General features: G+C 68.4%; 16 protein-coding genes and 1 pseudogene. 16 read left to right on the top strand and 1 reads right to left on the bottom strand.

Annotated features, from left to right (window positions below; genetic code table 11):
* Positions 1-301: 301 nt before the first annotated feature.
* On the bottom strand, positions 302-1,390 hold the full coding sequence (qhpR, locus tag RM530_RS03520) for an AraC-like transcriptional regulator QhpR (protein ID WP_311363825.1): 1,089 nt from the start codon (positions 1,388-1,390) through the stop codon (positions 302-304).
* A 125-nt stretch (positions 1,391-1,515) separates the two neighbouring features.
* Between qhpR and RM530_RS03515 the strand changes: the two genes are divergently transcribed.
* From RM530_RS03515 to RM530_RS03440, 16 genes and pseudogenes are all read left to right on the top strand, one after another.
* Positions 1,516-2,106, top strand: coding sequence for a TetR/AcrR family transcriptional regulator (locus tag RM530_RS03515; RefSeq protein WP_311363824.1), 591 nt, complete (start codon positions 1,516-1,518; stop codon positions 2,104-2,106).
* Positions 2,106-3,308 carry an amino acid deaminase/aldolase gene (locus tag RM530_RS03510; protein WP_311363823.1) on the top strand — a complete coding sequence of 401 codons (1,203 nt, stop codon included), beginning with the start codon at positions 2,106-2,108 and terminating at the stop codon, positions 3,306-3,308. The genes RM530_RS03515 and RM530_RS03510 overlap by 1 nt, the downstream gene beginning before the upstream one ends.
* A gap of 22 nt (positions 3,309-3,330) precedes the next feature.
* Complete coding sequence (locus RM530_RS03505; protein ID WP_311363822.1) at positions 3,331-4,662, top strand: D-arabinono-1,4-lactone oxidase; 1,332 nt, start codon at positions 3,331-3,333, stop codon at positions 4,660-4,662.
* A gap of 19 nt (positions 4,663-4,681) precedes the next feature.
* Complete coding sequence (locus RM530_RS03500) at positions 4,682-5,032, top strand: hypothetical protein (RefSeq protein WP_311363821.1); 351 nt, start codon at positions 4,682-4,684, stop codon at positions 5,030-5,032.
* Positions 5,033-5,098: 66 nt separating this feature from the next.
* Complete coding sequence (locus RM530_RS03495) at positions 5,099-7,141, top strand: alkaline phosphatase D family protein (protein ID WP_311363820.1); 2,043 nt, start codon at positions 5,099-5,101, stop codon at positions 7,139-7,141.
* Between the two features lie 31 nt (positions 7,142-7,172).
* Positions 7,173-8,477 (top strand): alkaline phosphatase PhoX, encoded by a 1,305-nt coding sequence (locus tag RM530_RS03490; protein WP_311363819.1) that lies wholly within the window; start codon positions 7,173-7,175, stop codon positions 8,475-8,477.
* Positions 8,478-8,502: 25 nt separating this feature from the next.
* Positions 8,503-10,392 (top strand): alkaline phosphatase D family protein, encoded by a 1,890-nt coding sequence (locus RM530_RS03485; protein ID WP_311363818.1) that lies wholly within the window; start codon positions 8,503-8,505, stop codon positions 10,390-10,392.
* Positions 10,393-11,089: 697 nt separating this feature from the next.
* Positions 11,090-12,562, top strand: a complete 1,473-nt coding sequence (locus RM530_RS03480) for a metallophosphoesterase family protein (RefSeq protein ID WP_311363817.1) — start codon at positions 11,090-11,092, stop codon at positions 12,560-12,562.
* 65 nt (positions 12,563-12,627) lie between these two features.
* Entirely contained in the window at positions 12,628-15,435 is a 2,808-nt protein-coding gene (locus RM530_RS03475; protein ID WP_311363816.1) for a CehA/McbA family metallohydrolase, read from the top strand.
* Complete coding sequence (locus RM530_RS03470) at positions 15,432-17,534, top strand: fibronectin type III domain-containing protein (protein ID WP_311363815.1); 2,103 nt, start codon at positions 15,432-15,434, stop codon at positions 17,532-17,534. The genes RM530_RS03475 and RM530_RS03470 overlap by 4 nt, the downstream gene beginning before the upstream one ends.
* 48 nt (positions 17,535-17,582) lie before the next feature.
* Positions 17,583-17,825, top strand: a pseudogene (locus RM530_RS03465) (PhoD-like phosphatase N-terminal domain-containing protein); the annotation flags it as partial.
* 1 nt (position 17,826) lies between these two features.
* A complete protein-coding gene (locus tag RM530_RS03460; protein ID WP_311363813.1) occupies positions 17,827-18,522 on the top strand; it encodes an alkaline phosphatase D family protein in 696 nt (231 codons plus the stop codon).
* A 249-nt stretch (positions 18,523-18,771) separates the two neighbouring features.
* The gene (locus tag RM530_RS03455) at positions 18,772-19,512 is read left to right on the top strand and encodes a MerR family transcriptional regulator (protein WP_311363812.1); all 741 of its coding nucleotides are present in this window, start codon (positions 18,772-18,774) and stop codon (positions 19,510-19,512) included.
* Positions 19,513-19,684: 172 nt separating this feature from the next.
* Positions 19,685-20,881, top strand: coding sequence for a DUF445 domain-containing protein (locus RM530_RS03450; RefSeq protein ID WP_349256167.1), 1,197 nt, complete (start codon positions 19,685-19,687; stop codon positions 20,879-20,881).
* A gap of 218 nt (positions 20,882-21,099) precedes the next feature.
* Positions 21,100-22,461 (top strand): OB-fold domain-containing protein, encoded by a 1,362-nt coding sequence (locus tag RM530_RS03445; protein ID WP_311363810.1) that lies wholly within the window; start codon positions 21,100-21,102, stop codon positions 22,459-22,461.
* Between the two features lies 1 nt (position 22,462).
* The gene (locus RM530_RS03440) at positions 22,463-23,668 is read left to right on the top strand and encodes an acetyl-CoA acetyltransferase (RefSeq protein ID WP_311363809.1); all 1,206 of its coding nucleotides are present in this window, start codon (positions 22,463-22,465) and stop codon (positions 23,666-23,668) included.
* Positions 23,669-23,676: the final 8 nt, after the last annotated feature.

Here is a 23,676-nt window from a genome sequence, read left to right as displayed (position 1 = left end):
GATAAAGTCCAGTCCATCGAGCGAAGCCGGGGCCTCGTCGTCAGCCTCGCAGGTCACCGCCACCGTGTAGTTGCCGCCGGGAAGAAAGCGGAACGTGAATGTGTAGCCGGTCCCGTCCGCCAGGGCGCTGACCGGCGCCGAGGCGGGCTGGACGGACGAGGAACGCGTGACCCGGTACAGCGCCGCCTGCCGCTGCCGACTGTCTTGACGATGCCGCAATGCCTCCAGACACGAGGCCCGACTATCCCCCCTGCCCTGGCGGCTGGGCATTGACTGCTCGCGCCAGAACGCGAGCCCGGGCTCAGTGCGCGCGCTGGCCCGGGAAGCCCGAAGCGAAATTGCGTGGCGGCACCCACTGCACACGTTCACGGATCAACGAAGCGCGCTCGGCGAACGGGCTGTGTCCGGTCCAGCGGCGGAAGGCTCGCGAGAACGCACTGGGCTCGGAATAACCCAGAGCCGCCGAGATATCGGTCAGGGTCAGATGCGGCTCGGCCAGGTAGCGTCGCGCCATCTCCAGACGCGTGTTGTCGACCAGGGCGTGGAAGGTCTGCCCGGATTCCTGCAGACGACGTTGCAAGGTGCGTTCGCTGAGCCCCAGCGCCGCGGCCACCGCCACGGCGCTGAGCATGCCGCTGCGCAGGCCACGCACGATCTGGCGTCGAACCTGGCCTTGGATGTCCTCGGCTGGCAGGCGCGGAAGCTGCTGTGCGGCGGCGCGCGCCAGCGCTTCCAGACTGTCGGGATCGCCGCCCGGCAAACGTGCGCTGAGCCAGTCCGTCGGGAACAGCAAGGCGTTGTAGGGTCTGGCGAAGTACACCGGCGCGCCGAAGAACTCGCGATGCAGGCTGGTGTCACGCGGTGCCGGATGCTCGAAGCAGACCGCGCGCGGTCGCCAGTCCGCCCGACCGCTGAGCGTGCGGGCGATGCGCAGGGCCTTGGCCATGGCCATCTCCGCGTCGTGGCGATAATCGATCACGCGTGCGTCCCGAATCGCGTAGCTGAGTATCGCGTCGCGGCCCTCGATCCGGATATCCAGTGCCGCACGCTCCTGGTGCATGAAGAAGAAGCGCGACACGCTCTGACCGACCGTGCCCAGATCCGGAGCCTGGCAGGACAGCTCGCCGAGCATCCCGAAGGTGCCGATCGACTGCGTCATGCCAAGCTTGAGCCCCAGCGACGGCTCTTCGCAGGCTCGCGCCGCCAGTTCCAGCACTTCGACGAAGCGCGCCACGTCGAGACGCGCCTCGGGATTGCGCAGGCATTCGATATCGACACCGAGCTGCCCACAGAATGCCACCACGTCAACATCGGCGGCCACCAGATTCGCTTCAACACCCTGCAGACCCGCACATCGAATCTGCGGCTGCAACTTTTCCCTATCTTCCATGACGCCTCCCGTACTGCACATATTTAGTCTTCAAGACCTTCCATCCGTGTCCTTGGCGGGAATGGTCTTGACGCGGCTTTTTTCTTGCATTTAGTGTGCCGACCAGTTGGTACATTAAATCAAATATGATCCAGACTCAAAGCTCCAAGGCCGCGCCGTCCTCCAACGGCCGCGGCCGCCCCAGTGCGCGCGAAGCCATGCTCGACGCCGCCGAACGCGTGGTGCTGCACGCCTCGGCAGCACGCCTGACCCTGGACGCCGTGGCCCAGGAAGCGGCCGTCAGCAAAGGCGGCGTGATGTACCACTTTCCCAGCAAGGACGCATTGTTGCGGGCCATGGTGGAACGCCTGGTGGAACGCTCGATCGCCGGTAGTCAGGCCGTGGCGGATTCGGCCGGCAATGGTCCGGGCCGCCAGATGCGCGCCTACGTCGCCGCATCCACCGGCAATCCGCTGGGCAATGATCAGGTCGCCGCGTCGATGCTGGCGGCTGTCGCCAACGATCCGGCGCTGCTGGAGCCGGTACGCGAGTTCTTTCAGGCACGATTCCCCAAACTGGCACAGGGCCTCAGCCTGGAACGCGCCGCCGTGGTGCACCTCGCCACGGAAGGGCTGTGGATGATGGAGCTGATGCAGCTGTCCCCGTTTTCCCCGACCCAGCGCGCGCGCCTGGTCAATGCGCTGCTCAGGCTGACAGACGAAGGAAGCGTCGACTGATGAACCAGGCGCAGGCACCGCAGGCCCGCTACGAGGCACTGGCCGATGCGATCGCGGGTCGGCCCCTGCCACTGGCGGTGGCCGACCTGGATCTGATCGAAACCAATGCGCGGACCATGCTGGCACGCGCCGGCATGCTGCCGATCCGGCTCGGCAGCAAGTCGATACGCTGCACCGAGATCATGCGACTCGTACAGGGGCTGGATCAGCGTTTCCGCGGGCTGCTGTGCTTTTCGGCGCGCGAAGCGGCCTGGCTGGCAACACAGGGTTTTGACGATCTGCTGATCGCCTACCCCACGGTGGAGCCGGTCGACCTGGCGGCCGTCGCCGAAAGTCCCGCGCGCATCGTGCTGATGATCGACGAGCCCGCCCACATCGATGCCCTGGTCGCGGCGGCGCGCCGATTTTCGGTGAGCTTCGACGTGGCGATCGATGTCGACATGTCGAGCCGTTTTCCGGCGGTGCATTTCGGTGTACGGCGGTCTCCGGTCGACACCCCGCAACAGGCGCTGGAGCTGGCCCGACATATCGAGAACAGCGAAGGCAAGGTGCGCCTGGTCGGTGTCATGGGCTATGAGGCACAGATCGCCGGCCTGCAGGACGACCTACCGGGCAAACGCATCAAGAACGCCATGATCCGGCGAATGAAGCGGCGTTCGATTGCCGAGATTCACAAGCGGCGTCAATCCGTGATCACGGCCCTGCGCGCCGCCGGACACGATCTGGAATTCGTCAACGGCGGCGGTACCGGCAGCCTGGAATCGACTGCAGCCGACCCCTGCGTCACCGAGGCCGCGGCCGGCTCGGGCCTGTATTCACCGGCGCTGTTCGATCACTTTCGCCAGTTCCGCCACGAACCGGCGCTGTACTTCGCACTGTCGGCGGCCCGCATTCCCTGCGAGGGCGTGCTCACCTGTGCCGGCGGTGGTTACGTCGCGTCCGGCCCATCGGGTGCCGACCGACTACCGCGTCCGTTTCTGCCGACTGGCGGCAAGCTGATCGAGCTGGAGGGGGCCGGTGAAGTCCAGACGCCGGTCCAGTTCCCGCCGGACCTCAAGCTCCCGCTGGGGGCACCGGTGTTCTTCCGGCATGCCAAGGCCGGTGAGCTGGCGGAGCGCTTCAAGTATCTGCTGCTGATGCGCGATGGTCGCATCGTCGATGAGGTGCCGACCTATCGCGGCGCCGGCCGCTGCTTCTTCTGATTCACGACCCGGGCCCGACACGATGGACAGCAAGGACTCTGCCGCCCTGATATCCGAAAGCCGCGCGCGCTGGCGCAACTGGTCGGGCCGGGTGCGCTTCACGCCCAAACGACAGGCGCGGCCGCAAAGCCTGGAACAGTTGCAGTCGGTGGTGCGGCAGACCGCCGAGGCCGGCCGCAGGCTGCGCGTCTGCGGCAGCGGGCATTCGTTCGTGCCACTGGTCGAAACCTCGGACACTCTGCTCGACCTGTCCGGCCTCAGCGGCGTGGAAGCGGTCGACGGCACGCGAGCGACGGTCTGGGCCGGGACTTCGCTCAAACCGCTGGGCGGCCTGCTGCGGGCGCAGGGCCTGGGCATGCAGAATCTCGGCGACATCAACCGCCAGGCGCTGGCCGGCGCAGTATCGACCGGCACCCACGGCACCGGCCTGGGGCTCGGCTCGATTTCCACGCAGGTGGTCGGCATGACGCTGGTGCTCGCCGACGGCAGCAGCCTGCACTGCTCGGCCACCGAGAATCCGGAGGTGTTCGCCGCCGCCCGCGTGTCCCTGGGTGCGCTGGGCGTGATCGCCAAACTGCAGCTGCAGTTGCAGCCAGCCTATCGCCTGCGTCTGCAGAAACTGGCGATGGATCTGGACGAATGCCTGGATCAGGCGCCCACGCTGGCACGGGATCACCGTCACTTCGAGTTCTACTGGTTTCCACACACCCGCAAGACCGGCGTCAAGCTGATGCAGCTCAGCGAGGAACCGAAATCGCGCACTGCGCTGACCACTGCCAGCGAAATCGTGATCGAGAACGGTGCCCTGGGATTGATCTCCAAGCTGGCGCGCGCCAATCCGGACTGGTGCGCGCCGCTGTCACGACTGATGGCCTGGTCGATGAAGGGCGATGCCGGCAGCATGGTCGCAGATGCACATCGCGCGTTCTCGACGGTGCGCTGGGTTCGCTTCAACGAAATGGAATACGAACTGCCGGCCGAAAACGGCGCCTGCGCCCTGCGCGAGCTGGCGGAATTCGTGGAACGGCGGTCGATTCGCGTGCACTTCCCGGTGGAATACCGCTATGTGCGCGGCGACGACATCTGGCTGAGCCCCTTTCACGGCCGCGATTCTGTCGCGATTTCCGTCCACCAGTACCAGGGCATGGACTACGGCGCCTATTTCGACGGCGCCGAGGCAATCTTCCGCAATCATGGCGGCCGCCCGCACTGGGGCAAGATGCACGCGCTGCGAGCCCCGCAGCTGGCCGCCCTGTATCCGCGATGGGACGACTTTCATGCCTTGCGCCGCCGACTCGACCCCGCCGGCGTATTCATGAACCCCTATCTGCAATCGCTGTTCGAAGACGCCTGATGATGGATGCGCCCTCGCCGTGCCGACCGTATTGCTGCTGCCCGCCGATCCGCGGGCGCCGAGCACGGCCGGCGGCGAAGGCTGGCGCAGCGTCGGCGCCCTGCTGAAACTGCCGCGCAAGCTGCCGCTGCTGGCGCTGATTTTCTGCGGAAACGGCTGTTTCAACTCGATCTTCACCTGGCTGAAACCGATCCTCGGCGGTGCCGGAATCGATGCCCCGCAGGCCGCCTGGGCCGGCCGGGCGATTCTGTTCGGCGGCCTCGCCAGCCTTGCCGTGGTTTCGATCAAGCCGCCACCCGTCGAACGCATCCGGACATTGCTGGTCGCCGCCACGTCCTGCGCCATCCCGCTGATACGCAGCGGCCTGTGAGTGGATTGTGGTTAGGGTTGTGGTGAGGCCGCCGGAGGCGTCGTAGTCAGCAAGTTTTCTGGGGCCATGGAGCAGAGCGAGGGCGCCGTCGGGATAGCGGTGCACGCGGACCTTGCCCTTGACGTAATGCATGCGGTGCTGATCGAGGGGGATCTGCGAGGTCTTATTGGTTGGCGCGCTCGACGCGCCGGCAGCGACGCCGACAGGCGCCGGTTGCCGGGCGCACCCCGCCGCCGCGACACCACGCCCGCATCGCCGTCCTGCCGATGCCGCGCCAGCAGCCGCTTGACCTGCCGCACCGTCAGCCCCAGCTCCTTCACCCTCATCGTCAATATCCCTTCGTCCATCACCAACCCCTCGAAAACCAGAACGGGACATTCGTACTTGGCACGAACGGGACATTACGACTTGGGGCTTTCACATCCCTGTCACGGCGCCGAGATATATATCGCCTTTCGTCTGTCGTCTTTCGTCGGGTGGGGGCTTGCTGGATTCATGGACCGTCGCACGTTCCTGCGGGGCTTGAGCCTCGTTTCGGGCAGCAGCCTGCTGCCGCTGTTGACCCACTGCGCGGAGTCGGACGCACCGGACGACGCCGGCGGCGCCGTTGCCTTCCGCCACGGCGTCGCCAGCGGCGATCCGCTGGCCGACCGCGTGATCCTGTGGACGCGCGTGACGCCCGAGGTCGAAGGCCCGGTGCGCGTGCGCTACCGCGTCGCCGCCGATCCGGAGATGACGCAGGCGCTGATCGACGAGCGCGTCGTCACCGACGGCGGCCGCGACTACACAGTCAAGGTCGATCCGGTCGGCCTGTCGCCGGGCACGACCTACTACTACCAGTTCGAGTCCGGCGGCGCGCGCTCGCCGGTCGGCCGCACCCGCACCCTGCCGGTGGGCGCGGTCGACCGCCTGCGGCTGGCGGCCGTGTCCTGCTCCAAATACTCCAACGGCTACTTCAACGTCTACCGCGCCGTCTCCGCACGCGCCGATCTCGACGCGGTGCTGCACCTGGGCGACTACATCTACGAAAGTGGCAGCGACGGCGAACTCGGGCGCGCGCACGAGCCGGCGCACGAGATCGTCACGCTCGCCGACTACCGCACGCGCTACGCGCAGTACCGCGGCGACCCGGACCTGCAGGAGTGCCACCGCCAGCATCCCTTCATCTGCGCCTGGGACGATCACGAGACGGCCAACGACAGCTGGTCCGGCGGCGCGGAGAACCACCAGCCGGACAGCGAGGGCGACTGGTTGCTGCGTGTCGCGGCGGCGACGCAGGCCTACCACGAGTGGCTGCCGATCCGCACGCCGGATCCGTCGCTGTTGACCCGCATCTACCGCCGCTTCGACTTCGGCGATCTGGCCGAGCTCGTCATGCTGGAGACGCGGCTGTTCGGCCGCAGCGAGCCGGCGCCGAGCCTGCTCAACGTCGGCATCGTCGAGGACCCGGCGCGGACCATGCTGGGCCTTGAGCAGGAGGCTTGGCTCGCCGCCGGGCTCGCGAAAAGCCGCGCCACCTGGCGCGTCTATGGCAACCAGACGATGTTCGCCCAGCTTCACCTGCTCAACACGCTGGGCCTGGTCTCCGGCGGCATTCCCGGCAACCCGGACCAGTGGGATGGCTATGCGGCCAACCGCAACCGCATCTTCGACCAGTGGGCGCAGGCCGGCCAGCGCAACCACATCGTGCTCTCCGGTGACATCCACACGTCCTGGGCCAGCGAGCTGACGAAATATCCGGGGAACCCGCTGAGCTACACGCCGCGCACCGGCGTCGGCTCGGTCGGGGCGGAGTTCGTCTGCCCTTCGGTGACCAGCGGCAACTCGGCGCAACTGGACCCGATCGCCGACGTCGTGCGCCTGCTCAACACGCACATCAAGTACGTCGAGCTGGCCAGCCACGGCTACGTGCTGCTCGATCTCACGTCGTCGCGGGCGCAGGGCGAGTTCTGGTTCGTCGACACGATCGATACGCCGGAATTCGGCGAGCGCTTCGCCGCCGGCTACGCGACGCCGGACGCCGGCGACGAGGGCGGCGGCCACAACCCGCTGACTGCGGTCGACGCGCCCAGCGCGCCCCGGCCGGACGCGCCGCCGCTCGCACCCTGATCTGCCCCATACCCACCGCCGGAGTTGCACAATGTTTCGCCCCCTGCCGCACCGCTTTTCGCGTCCCAGCCCGCACGGCCTCAGCCGCCGCGACTTCCTGTGCCGCAGCCTCGCCACGTCCGGCATCGTCGCCACCGGGCCGCTGCTGTGGAGTTGCAGTGACTCTGGCTCCGGTCCGGGAGGCACTGTACTGGCGCCGTCGCTGACGAAGCTCGGTGCGCTGCGCGAGCCCGATGCGAACGGCATCCGGCTGCCGGAGGGCTTCACCTCGCGGGTCATCGCCGAGTCGGGGCTGCCGGTGGTGTCCGATCTGCTCGGCAACCTGCTCGCCCCGCTGCTCGGCTACAACTGGCACACCTTTCCCGATGGCGGCGCGACCTTTCCGGCCGACGACGGCGGCTGGGTCTACGTGTCGAACAGCGAGTCCGTGCCCGGCGGCGTCGGCGCGATCCGCTTCGATGCCCAGGGCAACCGTGTCGATGCCTACCGCATCCTCGCCGGCACGATCCTCAACTGCGCCGGCGGCCCGACGCCCTGGGGCAGCTGGCTGTCCTGCGAGGAGATCGCGACCGGGCGCGTGCACGAATGCGATCCGTTCGGCAGCATCCGGGATGCACGCGCGCTGCCGGCGCTGGGCACCTTCGATCACGAAGCGGTCGCGGTCGATCCGGTGCGCCGCCAGCTGTTCCTGACCGAGGACTCCGGCGACGCGACGTTCTACCGCTTCGTGCCGAGCGCCGCCGACTGGCCGGCGGACGCCGCGCGCCCCGCGCTGCAGGACGGCGTGCTACAGGTCATGGTCGTGCCCGGCATCGCGGATTCGCGCGACATCCCGCTCGATTCCCCGCCGCTGGCCGTGCAGTGGATCGACGCGCGCAATCCCGACCGCCCCCAGAACAACAACCGCATCGCCGAGGCAACCGTGTTCGCCGGCTCCGAAGGCATCTGGTACGTCGACGACCTGGTCTACTTCACCTGCAAGTCCGGCAACCGCGTCTGGGCCTATGACGCGGCGGCACAGACCATCGAGCTGATCTACGCGGCCGAGTTGTACGGCGGGGACGAAGCGCCGCTGCGTGGCGTCGACAACTGCGTGGTCTATGGCCCGACACGCGATCTGGTGGTCGCCGAGGACGGCGGCGACATGCGCATCTCGGCGATCGCGCCGGACGGCACGGTCGTGCCGATCCTGCAGGTCACCGGCCAGGACAGCTCGGAAATCACCGGCCCGGCGTTCTCGCCGGACGGCACGCGCCTGTACTTCAGCTCCCAGCGTGGTGGGCACCTTTCCGGCGGCATCACCTACGAAGTCAGCGGACCGTTCACGGCAGCGTGACCGCAGCGCAGACGGAGAAAGCGAAATGAGTCCGCCGATCGATCGCCGCGGGTTCATCCGCGCCAGTACCGCACTCGGCGCCTACGCCGCGCTCGGCGGCCTGAGCGCCTGCGGCGACAGCGCGGACGCGCCGGCCGACGCCGCGCCCGTAGTCGACTTCGTGCCGCCGCCGGACTGGGATTATCCGGCCGCGGTCGAGCTGCTGCCCTTCGGCCACGGTGTCGCTTCCGGCGATCCGCTGGCCGACCGCGTGATCCTGTGGACGCGCGTCACCGTGCCGGACGCGCGCGGCTGGGCCGTTGCCGATCCGCAGGGGCTGACCGAGATTGCGGTCGACTGGCTCGTCGCCACCGATCCCGCGCTCAACGACATCGTCAGCCGCGGCACGGTCAAAACCGACCGCGGCCTCGACTGGACCGTGAAGGTCGATGTCGCCGGGCTGCGCTCGGCGACGACCTACTACTACGCCTTCGCAGCGCTCGGCCACCGCTCGATCACCGGCCGCACGCGTACCGCGCCGGCGCCGGGCGACGCGGTGGCCGAGCTGCGCATCGCGCACGCCGCCTGCTCCTCGTACTGGTCGATGGACTTCCATGCCTACGCGCGCATCGCCGAGCGCGACGACCTCGACCTGTTCTGCCACGCCGGCGACCACGTCTACGACTACCCCGACGACAAGCAGTGGTACCGCGCGCGCAAGGATGTCTTCGACCCGGAATACGTCGACTTCCGCGACTGGCGCAACGCTGACGAGTGCGGCCGCCGCTACGCGCTGTACTACGCCGACCCGGACCTGCTCGAGGCGCACCAGTCGGTCGCCTTCGCCGTCATGCCGGACCAGCACGATGTCGACGAGGCCACCGATCCCGACACCGGCATCGAATTCACCCGTGCCGAGGCGGCTCGGGTGTTCTGGCTGTGGACGCCGTCGCGGCCGCCGCTGCCCGACGGCTCGGGTGAATTCGGCCCGCCACCGTCGCCCGACACCAATATCGCCCACGTGGCGCGCGAAGCCGCAGAGCTGTTCCACCGCTATCTGCCCTACGGCGACCTCGCCGACGTGATCCTGATCGACCTGCGCCGCCACGGCGATCCCGCAGCGCCCAGCGAAATGGGCAAGCTGCTCGGCGAGTCGCAGGCCGCCTGGCTGCAGCGCGTGCTGCTGGAGTCCAAGGAACAGCGCGGCGCGGTGCAGCGCGTGATCGTCAACCAGATCAACATGGCGCAGCTGCTGCTGTTCACCGCGCCGCTGCCGGGCCTGTTCGAGACGCTGGGCCTGAACCCCAACGGCCCCGAGCTGTACAGCAGCGGCTGGGGCGAATATCCGGCGGCACGCGACGAGCTCTACGGCTTCCTGCGCGACAACGGCATCATCGACAATCTGGTCATGTCCGGCGACAGCCACGGCTGGTTCGCCGACGACCTGGTCGAGACCGCCGGCCTGCCGGCGTACAACCCGGTCAACGGCGGCGGCACGCTGGGCGTGGTCGGCGTCGAGATCGTGCCCTCGGCGATCGGCCGCGCCAGCGGCGTCGAGGTCGTGGCTGGCGCGCTCCACGCGGCGGCCCACGGCGGGCAGCCGCCGTACGCGGACTACGAGACCTACGCCCGCGTGTACCTGCCACTGGCGACGCCGATCATGGTGCTGGTCGAGGACGCCGCGCGCCTGGTCAATCCGCAGCTGCGCTACTTCAACTGGCGCACCTACGGCTACGCGCTCGCGCACCTGACCGCGGAGGCGCTGGTCTGCGAGCTGTGGGAGGTTCCGGGCCCGCAGACGTCGCCGGAGCAGACGCTGCTGCGGCAGTTCGTCTCCCAGGTCGGAGCGCCGCATCTGGAAACAGTGGCCAGCCCGCAGCCGACGCAGGGCAGCCGACGCGCGCCGGCGCCGGCCACCGCGCATCGGGGGGCTTGAGGATGCGCACACGCAAGGCGCTGCGCAGGCAATGTGCGCCGCGCTGGCGCTGGCCACGGCCGGCTGCGGCGGCGATGGCGCGCCGCCCGCCGGCGCGCCGCTGACCGATTTCGTCGCGATGACCTTCAACACCGGCATCCCCGACTGTTCGCGCGCGGCTGGCGCGGCTGCGAAGCCGATCTGTGCCTCGATCATCTCGCCGGCGCGCGCGTCGAAGGCTGCGGCGGCGGTTCGCGCATCGGCCGCGGCGTGCTGGACCTGGCCAACGGCAAGGAGTTCACCGTCGTCAACGTGCACGGCAAGTCCGGCATCACCCGCGCCGACCAGGATTGCCGTGCGCGCCAGTTCGATCAGGTGTTCGCGGACATCGGCGGCGGTAGCGGCGCGCCGGCGGCCAACAGCGCCCGCACCCTCGTGCTCGGCGACCTCAACGTCGATCCGGCGCGCATGTTCTGGGACGCCAGCGCGGCGACCTGGAACCGCTACGTCGGCGAGGGCCTGCGCTTCCACCTGCTCACGGCCGCCGGCCCCGACGCCGAGCCGACTTACGCCAGCCTGTTCAACATCGATCACCTGGCCAGCGACGTGTTCGACGGTGACTGCGCAGCCGCAGAGGTCACCGACATCGTCGCCTTCGATCACCAGCCGATCGTCTGCCGCCCGCGGCGACCGCCCCATCCCACTTCGGAACATGACCATGCCCACGAACAGAAAACCGCTCCCCCTGATCGCCCGCCCACCGGTGGACCTGCGGCGCCGATTCCTGCTGCGCGCGGGCGTCGGCCTGGCCGGCCTGCCCTGGCTGCCGGGTTGCGGCAGCGGCTCGGACGCAAGCTCGGGCGGGGCCGGCGAGCCGCAGGGCTGCGCCGTGCCGACCGCGGCGGCAGCACCGCGCGGCCTGCACGCCAGCTTTACCGGCGATCCGGTCAGCACCCGCACGCTGAGCTGGTTCACCGACGGCCTCGACGATCCTGGCACGTTCGTCGAGTACGGGCCGGTGCCGCCGGACATGAGCGGTCAGCAGATTGCCTGCGAGCCCTTCCCGGCGCGAGCAGGCGGCCAGGCGCAGCAGACGCACGGCGTCGACGCCCTGACCCACGCGGCGACGATGGTCGGCCTGCAACCGGGGCTGCCGGTGCGCTACCGGGTCGGGGCCCCCGGCGCCTGGTCCGACGTGCGCGTACTGCCGGCAGCGCCGCAGGGCGCCTTCCGCTTCTGTCACTTCGGCGATCATGGCCGCAACGAAGCCAGCCTGGCGGTGCTCGATGGCGTGCAGGCCGTGCAGCCGGACTTCTTCATCATCGCGGGCGACCTGTCCTACGCCAACGGCGACCATCCGGCCTGGGACGACTGGTTCAACCGCCTCGATCCCTGTGCCTCGCGCATTCCGATGCTGAGCGCGCCCGGCAACCACGAAGAGGAAGACAATGGCGGTGCAGCCTACAAGAACCGCGTCAGCCAGCCCGGGCTCGGCTATCGCTACAGCTTCGACTACGGCAACGTCCACTTCGTGTTCAGTACCGGCGGCAGCCTGGTCGGCCGCAACATCGCTCAGGATGCGGACCTGATCGCGGAACTCGCCTGGATGGAGCGCACACTGGCGCAGGCCTCCCAGCGGCGCGCCAGCGGCGAGATCGATTTCATCGTGCTGGTCCAGCACTACACGATCTGGACCGACCAGGAAGGTCGCGAACCCGCCAATGCCTCGCTGGTGCTGCTCGAAGAGGGCAAGCTGCTGCGCTACGGGGTGGACCTCGCCCTCGTCGGACACGACCACATCTACCAGCGCTCGGTCCCGATGGGGCGCAACCGCCCACGCGAGGACGGCTACATCCAGGTGGCGGGCGGCGCCGGCGGCTCCAGCCTGCGCGGCTTCGGCTCGATCAGCGAGTGGTCGGCGACCGAGGCCATCCGTTACTGCTTCACCGAGTACCTCGTCGACGGCCCGCGGCTGACCGCCGTCACCTGGGCGGTCGACCGCGAGGACAATAGCCTCGCCGGCGGCGAGCTGACCGAGATCGACCGCTTCGAAATCCAGGCACGCGATTCCACGGCGCGGCGCCTGTTCGCGCTCGAGCCGCAGCCCGACCTCGGCGCGGAGGAAACCGGAAAAGTGCTCGCGCACACGCGCCTGCGCAACGCCCTGCACCACCGCAGCGAACCCCTTTGAAAGGCCCTGTCCTCATGTCTCCGACTCCTGATTGGGCCGGGAAGGCACGCGCTGCCGCGACGAGCGTGCTCCTGTGCGTCGCGCTGCTGGCCGGCTGCGACGGCTCCAGTGACGATTCGCGCGGGTCTGGCCCCACGCCCGCCGACCCGCTGAGCCTGCAGCTCACGGTCGAGGGCGAGGGGCAGGTCTCGAGCTCGCCGCGCACTCGCGACTGTTTCGCCAGCTGCACGCTGGACTTCGCCGCCGGCACGCTGCCCACGCTGCTGGCCGTGCCCGCGCGCGGCGGGCGCTTCGCCGGCTGGGACGGCGCCTGCGCCGACAGCACCACGACCGTCTGCACCCTGAGCACCTCCGGCAGCCTGCAGGCGACGGCGCGCTTCGAGCCGGTCCCCGCGCAAGCCGCGGACTGGTACGAGGGCGACCTGCACACCCACTCCGACCACAGCTCGGACGGCAGCCTGCCGCGCCAGACCCTCGACGACCGCGCGCCGGGCAACATGCCGATCAGCGACATCCTGCGCCTGGCCGGCAATCTGGGCGCGGATTTCCTGCCGATCACCGACCACCGGACCTATGACCAGCACTACGATCCGCAATGGACCTCGGACCGCGTGCTGCTGATTCCGGGCGAGGAGGCCAATGGCCGCCCGCACGCCACCGTGCACGGCGCGGTCGACATGATCGACCAGAACGCGGCCCTCGAAGGCGCGCCCGAGAGCCGCGTGGTCCAGGAATCGATCTGGCTCGCGCACAGCCAGGGCGCGGCCTGGGTCACTGCGCACCCGGATCGGGACTCCGCGAACGACGACGGCAGTCCCAGGCCGCACGCCGATGCCGTCGGCGTGGATCTGGTCGAAGTCTGGAACCGCGCCGAGAACCCGGAAGCCGAGATCGACTACGCCGAAAACCGCTGGAACGCCGGCTGGCGCTTCGGCATCGCCGGGGCCAGCGACAACCATTTCAAGGAACTCTGGGCACTCGGCGGAACGCCGCTGCGGCCGGCCACGGCGACGCTGACGCCAATGCTGAACGAACGCGCGGTACTCGACAGCCTGCGCGGCGGCAGCACCATCGTGTACTCGAACGGGCCCACAACGCCCCGCGTGACCCTGGACGCGGACTTCGACGGTGACGGCACGTTCGAGGCACTCGCCGGGCAGGAGGTGCTGGTGCCAGCCGGGATCCGGGGCCGCCTGCGCGCCCGGGTCGAAGCCGGGCTCGGCAGCCGGCTGCTGATCTATGCGGCGCCCGGGCGCAGCGCCGGGCCGATCGCCAACATCGCGCTGGCCGGTGCGCCCGGCGGCGATACGCATCTGATCGACGTCGTCACGCCGCAAGAACCGACCTGGTATCGCGCCGAACTGCGCAGCATCGGACTCGCCGAACCTGCCAGCCTGCTGACGGGCCTGTTGCTCGGACCTTACGAAATCGAGAACCTGTTCCAGGAACTACTGTCGCAACTGCGCGCGGCGACTTCGCCGATCTTCGTCTCGGCGGCATCGGTGGAGCCGGTCGGCGAATTCGTGCCGCCGCCGGACGCGGGCCGGGACGACGGCGCCGAGTACGCGCTGGGCGCGCCCGGCGAGTTCGCCGGCTTCCCCGATGCAGCCTTCGACGCGGCCGCCGGCAGGCTGCACCTGGTCGCCGAGGTGCACGACCCATTGGCCACGCGCGTGCAGTATCTCGCGCGCAGCGCCGACGGCCGCTGGTCGGCGCCGCAGACGCTGTCCGATTCGACCAGCGCGCGCTTTCCCAAGGTCGCCGCGCACGATGGGCGCATCGTCGTCGCCTGGCAGGACGAGCGCGCCGGACAGATCCCGCGGCGACCGGCGATCTGGCTGCGCGTGAGTGAGGACGGCGGCCTCAGCTTTGGCCCCGAAATCCCCGTGCGGGGTAGCGACGGCCGTGCGATGCACCCGGACCTCGCGCTCGCCGCCGACGGCGCGGCGCATCTGGTCTGGCAGGAGATCACGAGCGGCGCACCCTTCGACGTCTGGTACACCACCGTGGGTGCCGACGGGGTCGTCGCCGAAGCGGTGAACCTGAGCCGCGCGGACAAGGACATCGACGCCGGCTCGCCGCTCGATGCCCGCAGCGCGCGTTACCCGGCCTCGGTGTGGCCGGCCATCGCGCTCGACGGCGCCACGCCGGTCGTCGCCTGGCAGGATAACCGCAGCGACCTCGATCCCTTGTGGACCGGTGGCGTCGGCTACGGCGAGGGCACCAGCCCCGACGACTGGCAGATCGCCGTGATGCGGCTGGGCCGCGATGAAACGCCGGTGTTTCTTGGCGCCGCCGACACCGCCGACCGCCATCCCGACCTGATCGTCGATGCCGCCGGCCGCACGCATGTCGTCTGGGACAGCAAACCCCTGCGGTCTTCCGGCGCGAACCTGCGCCTTCTGGCAACGGCACGCCAGCCGGCGACGCACGACTTCATCGAGCCGCAGTCTGTGGCCGAGGAAGCTGCGGCCTCGGCCCATCGCCCACGTCTGGGGCTGGATGCGGCCGGAGTGCCGCGCCTGAGCTGGTTCGACAGCCGCAGCGCGGACTGGCGCTGGCGCGTGATGCACGCGGCCTACGACGGCGCGCAATGGGGTGCCGCAAGCCTGCTCGACAGCCGCGGCATCAACACCTGGCCGGTGCCGGCCGGTCCCTACACCGTGCTCGCCAGCACCCGCAACGCGCGCCGGCTGCAGCGCGACCGCAGCCAGCAGATCTTCGTCGTCGACTCCGCACAGCCGGCGACGCGTGCCGCAACCGTCGCGGCGGCGGCGCTCCCCAAGACATTGCGGCTGGCGGCACCCGTGGAGCAGGACGAGGACTGCCTGCACATCCCAATTCCCGTTGCGCCACCGGCGATCCTGCCATGAGCACTGCCCCACTGCCGCCGCCACTCCCGAAGCCCCGGATGTTGCGCCCTGCACTGCCGCGGTACGCGGCGGCCCTGGTCCCGGTCCTGGTCACCCTGCTGTGCGGCTTCGCGGCGCCGGCATGGGCCGCCGAGCGCCTGCCGCATCACGGCTGGATCCTCACCCAGGACGACACCGCCTACAACCTCACGGTGATCGCGCGGATGCGCGAATACGGGGTGACGCATGCCCAGCTTTCGCACCGCATCGTCACCCGCGTCGACCAGTTCGAGGATCCGGAAGTCGTCGAACGCGTGCGCCTGCTTGCCAGCGCGATCCATGCCGAGGGCACCCAGGTGCTGGTCTGGGCCCAGGAGTTGGGCGAAGAGCGCCTGAGCTTCTGCTTCGACCCCGAGGGCGCCGACATGCAGGCGCGCATGCAGCGCTACCGCGACCTGCTGACCCGCATCCCGGAGATCGACGGCGTGGTGATCAGCTTCGGCAGCGCGCCTTCGGAACTGAGTACCGTCCTGCCCAGCTGCCAGGCGGCGCAGTACGCCCGCATCGCCGAGCGCTACAAGGCGATGATCGAGGCGGTGTCGCGCGTGGTGATGGACGAGTTCGGCAAGCAGGTGTTCGTGCGCAGCTTCTACCACAAGGGCCTGGAGATTCCCTTCCTGCGCGCGGCGCTGGCCCAGACGCAGCGGCCGATCACGGTGATGACCAAGTCCGAGCCCAACGACTTCGAGCCTTACTACCCGCTGGATCCGCTGATCGCCGATGTCGGCGCGCATCCGCAGTTCCTGGAGCTGGACTGCGCCGGCGAATACTGGGGCCGCAGCACCATCCCCTTCGTGGCCGCGGAGTATTTCGCGCAGCGCTACCGCGAGACCCGTGAGAAATTCGCCGCCGGCGCCGAGGGCCGCTTCATCGGCAGCGCCTGTCGCGTGGACCGCTACGAACACCCGGCCTTCGGCACGCTCAACGAAGCCAACATCGACGCGCAGGCCCTGCTGGTGCAGGACCCGGACACCGACTGGCGCGAGATCCTCGCCGGCTTCGTCAGCACCCGCTTCGGCCTGGCCCAGGGCAGCGCGGCAGCGGCCGAACTGGTCGGGATCCTCCAGCGCAGCTACTGGATCGGGCGCAAGATGTACTACGCCAAGGGCGACTGGGCCTACAAGAAAGGCAGCACGCTGCCCGAGAGCGGCCTGGACGCCCTGACCCTGCTGCTCGACAAGAACATCGCGCAGTGGAATGCCGACTACCAGCCGGTCACGCAACAGCTGCTGGCCCCGAACCGCCAGACCCTGCTCGAACTGCTGCAGGAGAAAAGCGAGGCGGTGGCGCTGGCGGACCGCAACCTGCAGGCGCTTGCGGGCCTGCGCGAGAACCTCGATGCAGCAGCCTACGCGCAGCTCGAAACCCTGCTGCTCAAGCAGCGGCTGGCCACCGAAATCTGGCTGCACATGAGCGGCGCGATCTTCGGGCAGCGCCACAACAGCAGCCATCTCGAATCGGCCGCGCGGCCCTGGCTGCCCTGGCACCTGGGCGAGCTGGAACGCCTGGCCGCCGCACTGGAGAACGGGGACTATCCGCAGATCAGCGATCCCTACCCGTTCCCACCCGGCGACATCCGCGAGCTGATCGATAACACCCGCGACCCGCTGCTCTACATGGGCACCGGCAGCGCGCCGCAGTGGCTGGCGATCGACGGCATCCGCCTCGTGGAGGCCACGGCGGACAGCGTGACCGTGGGCTGGGACGCCGTCGCCGGCGTGCGCTACCAGGTCGAGCTGACGCAGACGCTGCCCGCGTATCCGCAGGCCTACGCGGGGCCGGCCATCGCCGCCGACGGCCCGGTCACGCTGCGTATCGCCGATCTTCAGCCATACACGCCCTACGCTTTCCGTCTCCGCGCCGAAGCGGACGGCCAGAGCATGGTCTCCGGCGACTACCCCTTCTGGACGCACCAGACCGCCGCAGCCGGCGGCGACACTCCCGGCCACTCCGGCTCCGGCGGCGGCGCGATGCCCTCGGCGGCGCTGCCGCTGGCGCTGCTTCTGGCCCTGTGGCGCCGCCACGCAGGCCGGCGCGCTGCTGCCGGGCTGCGACGATGATGACCATCCCGGCGGGGCCCGTCCGGCGCCGCGCCCGAACCGTCGACCACCGGCCGCTTCCTGCACGGCGTGGCCAGCGGCGATCCGCTGCCCGACGCGGTCATCCTGTGGACCCGGGTCACGCCGGACGATGCGGCGGCCGCCAGTGCCGACTGCCACTGGAGCCTGTACGCGGACGCCGGCCTGCGCGAACTGGTGGCCGAAGGCGCGATGCCCGCACTGGCGGCACGCGACTCGTGCGTGAAGCCGGACCTCAGCGGCCTGCTACCGGACCGTCACTACTGGCGATGACGTGCGCGCGCACGATCCGCCGCGCGAGCTGCTGAGCCTGGACGACTACCGCCGGCGCTATGCGCAATACCGCAGCGACGCGGACCTCCAGGCCCTGCACGCGGCGCATCCGATGATCTGGATCTGGGACGACCACGAAATCATCAACGACGCCTGGAAGGACGGGGCCGACAACCACGATGCGCAGACCGAAGGCGACCACCTGCTGCGGCGCGCGACGGCCGCGCAGGTCGCGCACGAATGGCTGCCGATCCGCTCGCCGTCCGCGGACGAGCCGATCCGCGCCACGCGCAACGTCGTGATCTTCACCGGCGACGCGCACGAGTCCTACGCCTTCGACGTCACCGACGATCCGAACAACCCCGCCGCCTACGCGCGGCTCGGTGGCGACGGCGCGGCGGCGGCCGAGTTCGTCGCGCCCTCGATCACCTCGCGCGGCGACGCGGAGCCGCTCAACAGCCTCAGTGGCGTACTCGACGCTGTTGCCGATGGTGCCGAGCGGCTGCTGCGTGTGACCAATCCGCACCTCAGGTTCTTCGACAACCGCCACAACGGCTACGTCTACGCACGGGTGGCTGCGGACCGCCTGAGCGCCGAGTTCTGGCACGTGCCGCAGGTCCGCGAACCCACCGACGAGCAGGTGCTAGCCGCGCGATTCGACGTGCAGGACGGGCGGCCGGGCGTGGTGCGGGCATAACCGGTCCGCAAGGGGCTGGCCGGCTCAAGCCGGCGGGTCGCGGCCTCGCGCAGTGCGCTTGCTTGCAGGTTTTCGCCCCGGGGCCGCCTGATTCCGGCTTCTTCCCGCGAAAAGATCCGCACGACAGCGCTTATACTCGCCGTGGCAACGCCGTCGTTCAGGTGGGAGCGGTAACCGGCGTCATACCTGTGGCCAGATGAACGACTCGGATCGGCCAGGCTTCATTCCACTCCACGACAGACGCGAAACATGGCCCGAAGAAGGACTGCACCCCCGGAAGATGCACCGTACAAAATCAAGGGCTTGTCAGAGATCTCCGGGTTCAGGCGGGAAACCATCCGCTTCTACGTCCTGCAAGGGCTGCTGCCGCCGCCAGTCAAGACCTCGCCGAACATGGGCTGGTATACCGACCGGCACGTCAAGCTGCTGGCCCTGATCCGCAAACTGCAGAACGAGCGCTTCCTGCCGCTCAAGGCCATAAAGAGCCTGGTGCAGGGTTCCTCAGGAGAGTTCGAGTTTTCCGAGCAGCAGATGGCGTCACTCGGGGAGCTGCGGCGGGCGCTCGCCGCCGAGCATCAGGACGTTGTCGTGACCGAAGATCCCGGCGAGCTTGCGCCGAAAATCGGGCTCACGACCGCAGAGCTGGAGGAGCTGCGCTCACTGGGCTTTGCCGGCTCGGGCGCCGCCACGATCTCTGACCTGGAAGTGGCCCGGCTGTGGCTGCGGATGAAGGAAGCAGGCCTATCGGAGAAGCGCGGGTTCAGTCCCGCGGATCTGGGCTATCTCGTCAACCTAGTCGATTCCGCGGTGAACTGCGAGCTGGAGTTTTTCCTGCGCCGCATCGACTACATGGCGCCGGCCGAGATTCGCAAGCTCGTGGAGGTCATCATCCCCTCGATCAACGCCATTTTTTCCATCCTGCACGAACGTCGTCTTGATGCTCAGGTCCAAACCTATGTCGAGAACGCCCGGAAGCGAAGGTATCAGTGAAAATACGCAAAAATTGCCGGCTCGCAGGGTTAGCCCGGCATCGCTCCATGTGTTCGGATAGGCTCCTGCAGGTCCGGGTAAGGCTCACGCGTGCCTGCCCATCTTTCGTGATGACCCGGACGTGACTGACATCCTCGCTGACATCGGGGCCAACTGGCTTCTGTATGCCTCCATGCCGCTGGTCGCGGCCCTGATCGGCTACGGCACGAAGCTGGCCGCCATCTACATGATGTTCGAGCCGATCCGCTTTGTTGGCATCCGCCCGCCGTTTCTGGGGTGGCAGGGGGTGGTTCCGCGCAACGCCGAGCGCATGGCCGCCATTGCCTGCGACACGCTGACCGCACGGCTGCTCAAGCCAGAGGAGCTATTCGCGAGGCTGGAACCGTGGCGCGTCGCCCTCGAAGTTCAGAGGCCCCTGAGCGCCTCGGTCGAAACGATCGTTCGCGAAGTCTGCGCGCAGCAGGCCCCGGACCTGTGGTCACGCATTCCGGATGTCCTGCGCAGGACGCTGCTCCAGCGGATCGAGCAGCAGACACCTGCACTGGTCGAGGAGATGATGACGCAGATTCGCGAAAACCTGTCCTCCGTCTTCGATCTCAGGCACATGGTGGTGAGCCTGCTCAGCCGCGACAAACGACTCCTCAATCAGATGTTCCGGGAGGTAGGTCACGCCGAATTTCGGTTCATCCGCAGATCCGGAATCTACTTCGGGCTGCTAATCGGCCTGGTGCAGGCGCTGGCCTGGGCCTTGACCCATTCGGTGTGGATCATGCCGGTCTTCGGCGGGCTCACCGGATGGTTCAGCGACTGGCTGGCGCTCAAGTTGGTGTTCCGGCCCAAACAGCCGACGCGCTATCTCGGGCTGTTCACCTGGCAGGGCCTGTTCCTCCAGCACCGCCATGAGGTGGCCGCCAGTTACGCGCGTATGATCGCGCAGCGCGTGCTGACACCCGCCGCCATCCTCGACGCCGTGCTCAGCGGCCCCCTGTCGGACCGCCTGTATGCGATGATCCAGCGCGAAATCAGCGACGCCACCGACCGCGAAGCCGGCCTGGCGCAGCCCTTCGTGGTTTCGGCCATCGGCACGCAGCGCTTTCTCGACATCAAACGGGCCGTCACCGACCAGGTCCTGAGGCTGCTGCCCGAGGCCATGAGCCATGCAGAGCCCTATGTTGCAGAAGCGCTGGACCTGGAGAAATTGCTCACGGAGAAGATGCGCGGTCTCTCCGCCGACGAGTTCGAGGCCCTGCTGCGCCCGGCGTTCCAGCAGGACGAGTGGATCCTCATTGCCGTTGGCGCCGCGCTCGGTTTCCTGGTGGGAGAGATACAGGTACATGTGATGCTGGCTTTCGCCGACCTGCCAGGTTGATCCCGGACTCGGACTTGCGCGCCAGCGACAACAACTGCCACACTAACAACTGTTAGTTAGAGAATGCCGTTGCCGGGCATCAAAATGTCGGCTCTCCCCGAGAGCCTTTTGTCGGAGACTCCATGATCGGGATCACATCTTTCGGTGCCTACGTGCCGCGTGGGCGCCTGAACCGCGCGACAGCGGCGAAGGCCAATGCCTGGAGCAGTCCCGGACTGATGGCGCAGGCACGCGGGGAGCGTGCGATGGCGGGTTGGGATGAAGACAGCCTGACCATGGCGGTGGAGGCCGCACGCCATGCGCTCGCGGACCGGCAGACCACTCCGGGTGCTGTCTATTTCGGCTCGACCACACATCCGTTCGCGGACCGGCAGAACGCCGGAGTCGTCGCCGGGGCGCTGGACCTGCCGGAAACCGTCTTCACCACCGACCTCGGCGGGTCGCTGAAGGCAGGGACCGCAGCGCTGCTCGCCGCACTGAACCACGTTGCCGTGCAAGCGGACGACGAGGCGCTGGTCGTCGCTGGCGAGCACCGCCGTGCACGTTCGGCCAGCGCGCAGGAACTGATGTATGGCGACGCGGCCGCAGCGTTCACGCTCGGCAGCAGCGGCGTGATCGCCGAGTATCTGGGCGGTCACAGCGTTTCGACGGATTTCGTGGATCACTATCGTGCCGCCGGCCAGCCCTTCGACTATCACTGGGAGGAGCGCTGGCTGCGCGACGAGGCGTTCCAGAAGTGGGTGCCAGCAGCGGTTGCGGCCGCCCTGAAAAAACTGGACATCGAGGCCGGCGCCGTGGATCAGTTCCTGCTCGCCGAACCGGCCCCGAAACTCGCAGCGGCCGTCGCCAAACGTGTCGGCATCGCCGATGCTGCGGTGACGGACGGGCTGCTTGGCTCGGTCGGACACGCGGGGGCCGCGCACGCACCGCTGCTGCTGGCGAACGCCCTTGAAGCCGCTGCGCCGGGGCAAACCCTGATCCTGGTCAGCTTCGGACAGGGCTGCGATGTGCTTGTGTTCCGGACGACATCAGCGATTGCGCAGCTCGCGCCCCGCGTTGCTGTCAAGGCCTGCCTGGCTCGACGCAAGGAGATCACCGACTATGCCAAGTTCCAGGCTTTCAACGAGGTCGTGACGCTGGAGAAAGGGCTGCGCGCCGAAGCCAACCCGCAGACTGCGCTGTCGACGATGTATCGCAATCGGCGCATGCTGACGGGGCTGGTTGGTGGTCGCTGCCGCAAATGCGGCACAGCGCAATTCCCCCCCGCGCTGCGCTGTGTCAATCCAGGCTGCCACCACGCAGGCGAGATGGACCCGCACCGATTTGCCGACGAGCCCGCGCGCATTAAGACCTGGGCCTCGGACTGGCTGACTTACACACCCGAGCCGCCGGCGCACTACGGCATGATCGAGTTCGATTGTGGGGGCCGGTTCATGGCCGACATCACCGACTGGGATGTCGGTACGGTGGCCGTTGGCGAGCCGGTCCGCATGGTGTTCCGTGTGCGCGGTCGCGATCCGCAACGCGGAATGATTCGTTACTTCTGGAAAGCGGCGCCGCTTGCCGCGAAGGAGGCCTGAGATGGCCGACGGTATCCGAGACAAGGTGGCCATTCTGGGCATGGGGTGCTCGCAGTTCGGCGAGCGCTGGGACATGGGCGCCGAGGAGTTGATGGAGGAGGCATTCTCCGAGGCGCTGGCAGACGCCGGCATCGAAACCCGCGAGATTGGCGCGGCCTGGCTTGGCTCCTGCATGGACGAGGTCAACATCGGCAAGTCGGCAACACCTGCTTCGCTGACGCTGCGCCTCGACAACATTCCGGTGACGCGCGTCGAGAACTATTGCGCGACCGGCACCGAAGCCTTCCGCGGTGCGGTCTATGCGGTCGCCGCCGGTGCCTGCGACATCGCGCTGGCAATCGGCGTGGAAAAGCTCAAGGACACCGGCTACGGCGGGCTGCCGGGCCTGGAGATCGGCACCTTGCCGCCGCTGTGGTGGCCCAACCTCTCGGCGCCCGGCGTGTTCGCGCAGGTGGCCAGCGCCTACATGAGCCGCTACAAGGTTCCGCGCGACGTGCTCAAGCGCGCGCTGGCAGAAATCTCCGCCAAGAGCCACGCCAACGGCGCGAAGAATCCCAAGGCGCACCTGCGCAAGCCAGTCAGTTGCGACACCATCATGGCCTCGCCGATGATCGCCGAGCCGCTCGGCCTGTTCGACTGCTGCGGCGTCTCCGACGGTTCGGCCGCAGCCATCGTCACCACGCCGGAAATCGCGAAGTCGCTGGGCAAGCATCCGGACAACATGGTCACGGTCAAGGCGCTGCAGCTCGCGCTGTCCAACGGGTCCGAAGGCGGCTACAACGACTGGGATGGTTCCTACATTCTGACCACGCGCAAGGCTGCGCAGCGATCCTACGCCGAGGCCGGGATCGGCAAGCCACGCGAGGAGCTGTCGATGTTCGAGGTGCACGACTGCTTCTCGATCACCGAGTTGGTGACCATGGAGGATCTTGGGCTGTCCGCGGACGGTGGCGCGATCAAGGACGTGATGGACGGCTTCTACAACGCCGACGGCAAGATCCCCTGCCAGATCGACGGTGGCCTGAAATGTTTCGGCCACCCGATTGGCGCGTCCGGCATTCGCATGGTCTATGAGATGTATCTGCAACTGCAGGGCCGTGCCGGTGAGCGCCAGCTCAAGGATCCGCGTTATGGTCTGACCCACAATCTCGGCGGATTTCCGCACCAGAATGTGGTCGGCATCTCCATCGTCGGGCGTTACCGCTAGGAAGGCCG

It is taken from the genome of Banduia mediterranea (genome assembly GCF_031846245.1).
In the GTDB taxonomy this organism is placed as follows: Bacteria; Pseudomonadota; Gammaproteobacteria; order Nevskiales; family Nevskiaceae; genus Banduia; species Banduia mediterranea.
The sequence above is the reverse complement of the archived record's forward strand: the minus strand, read 5'-3'. Positions and strand labels throughout refer to the sequence as shown.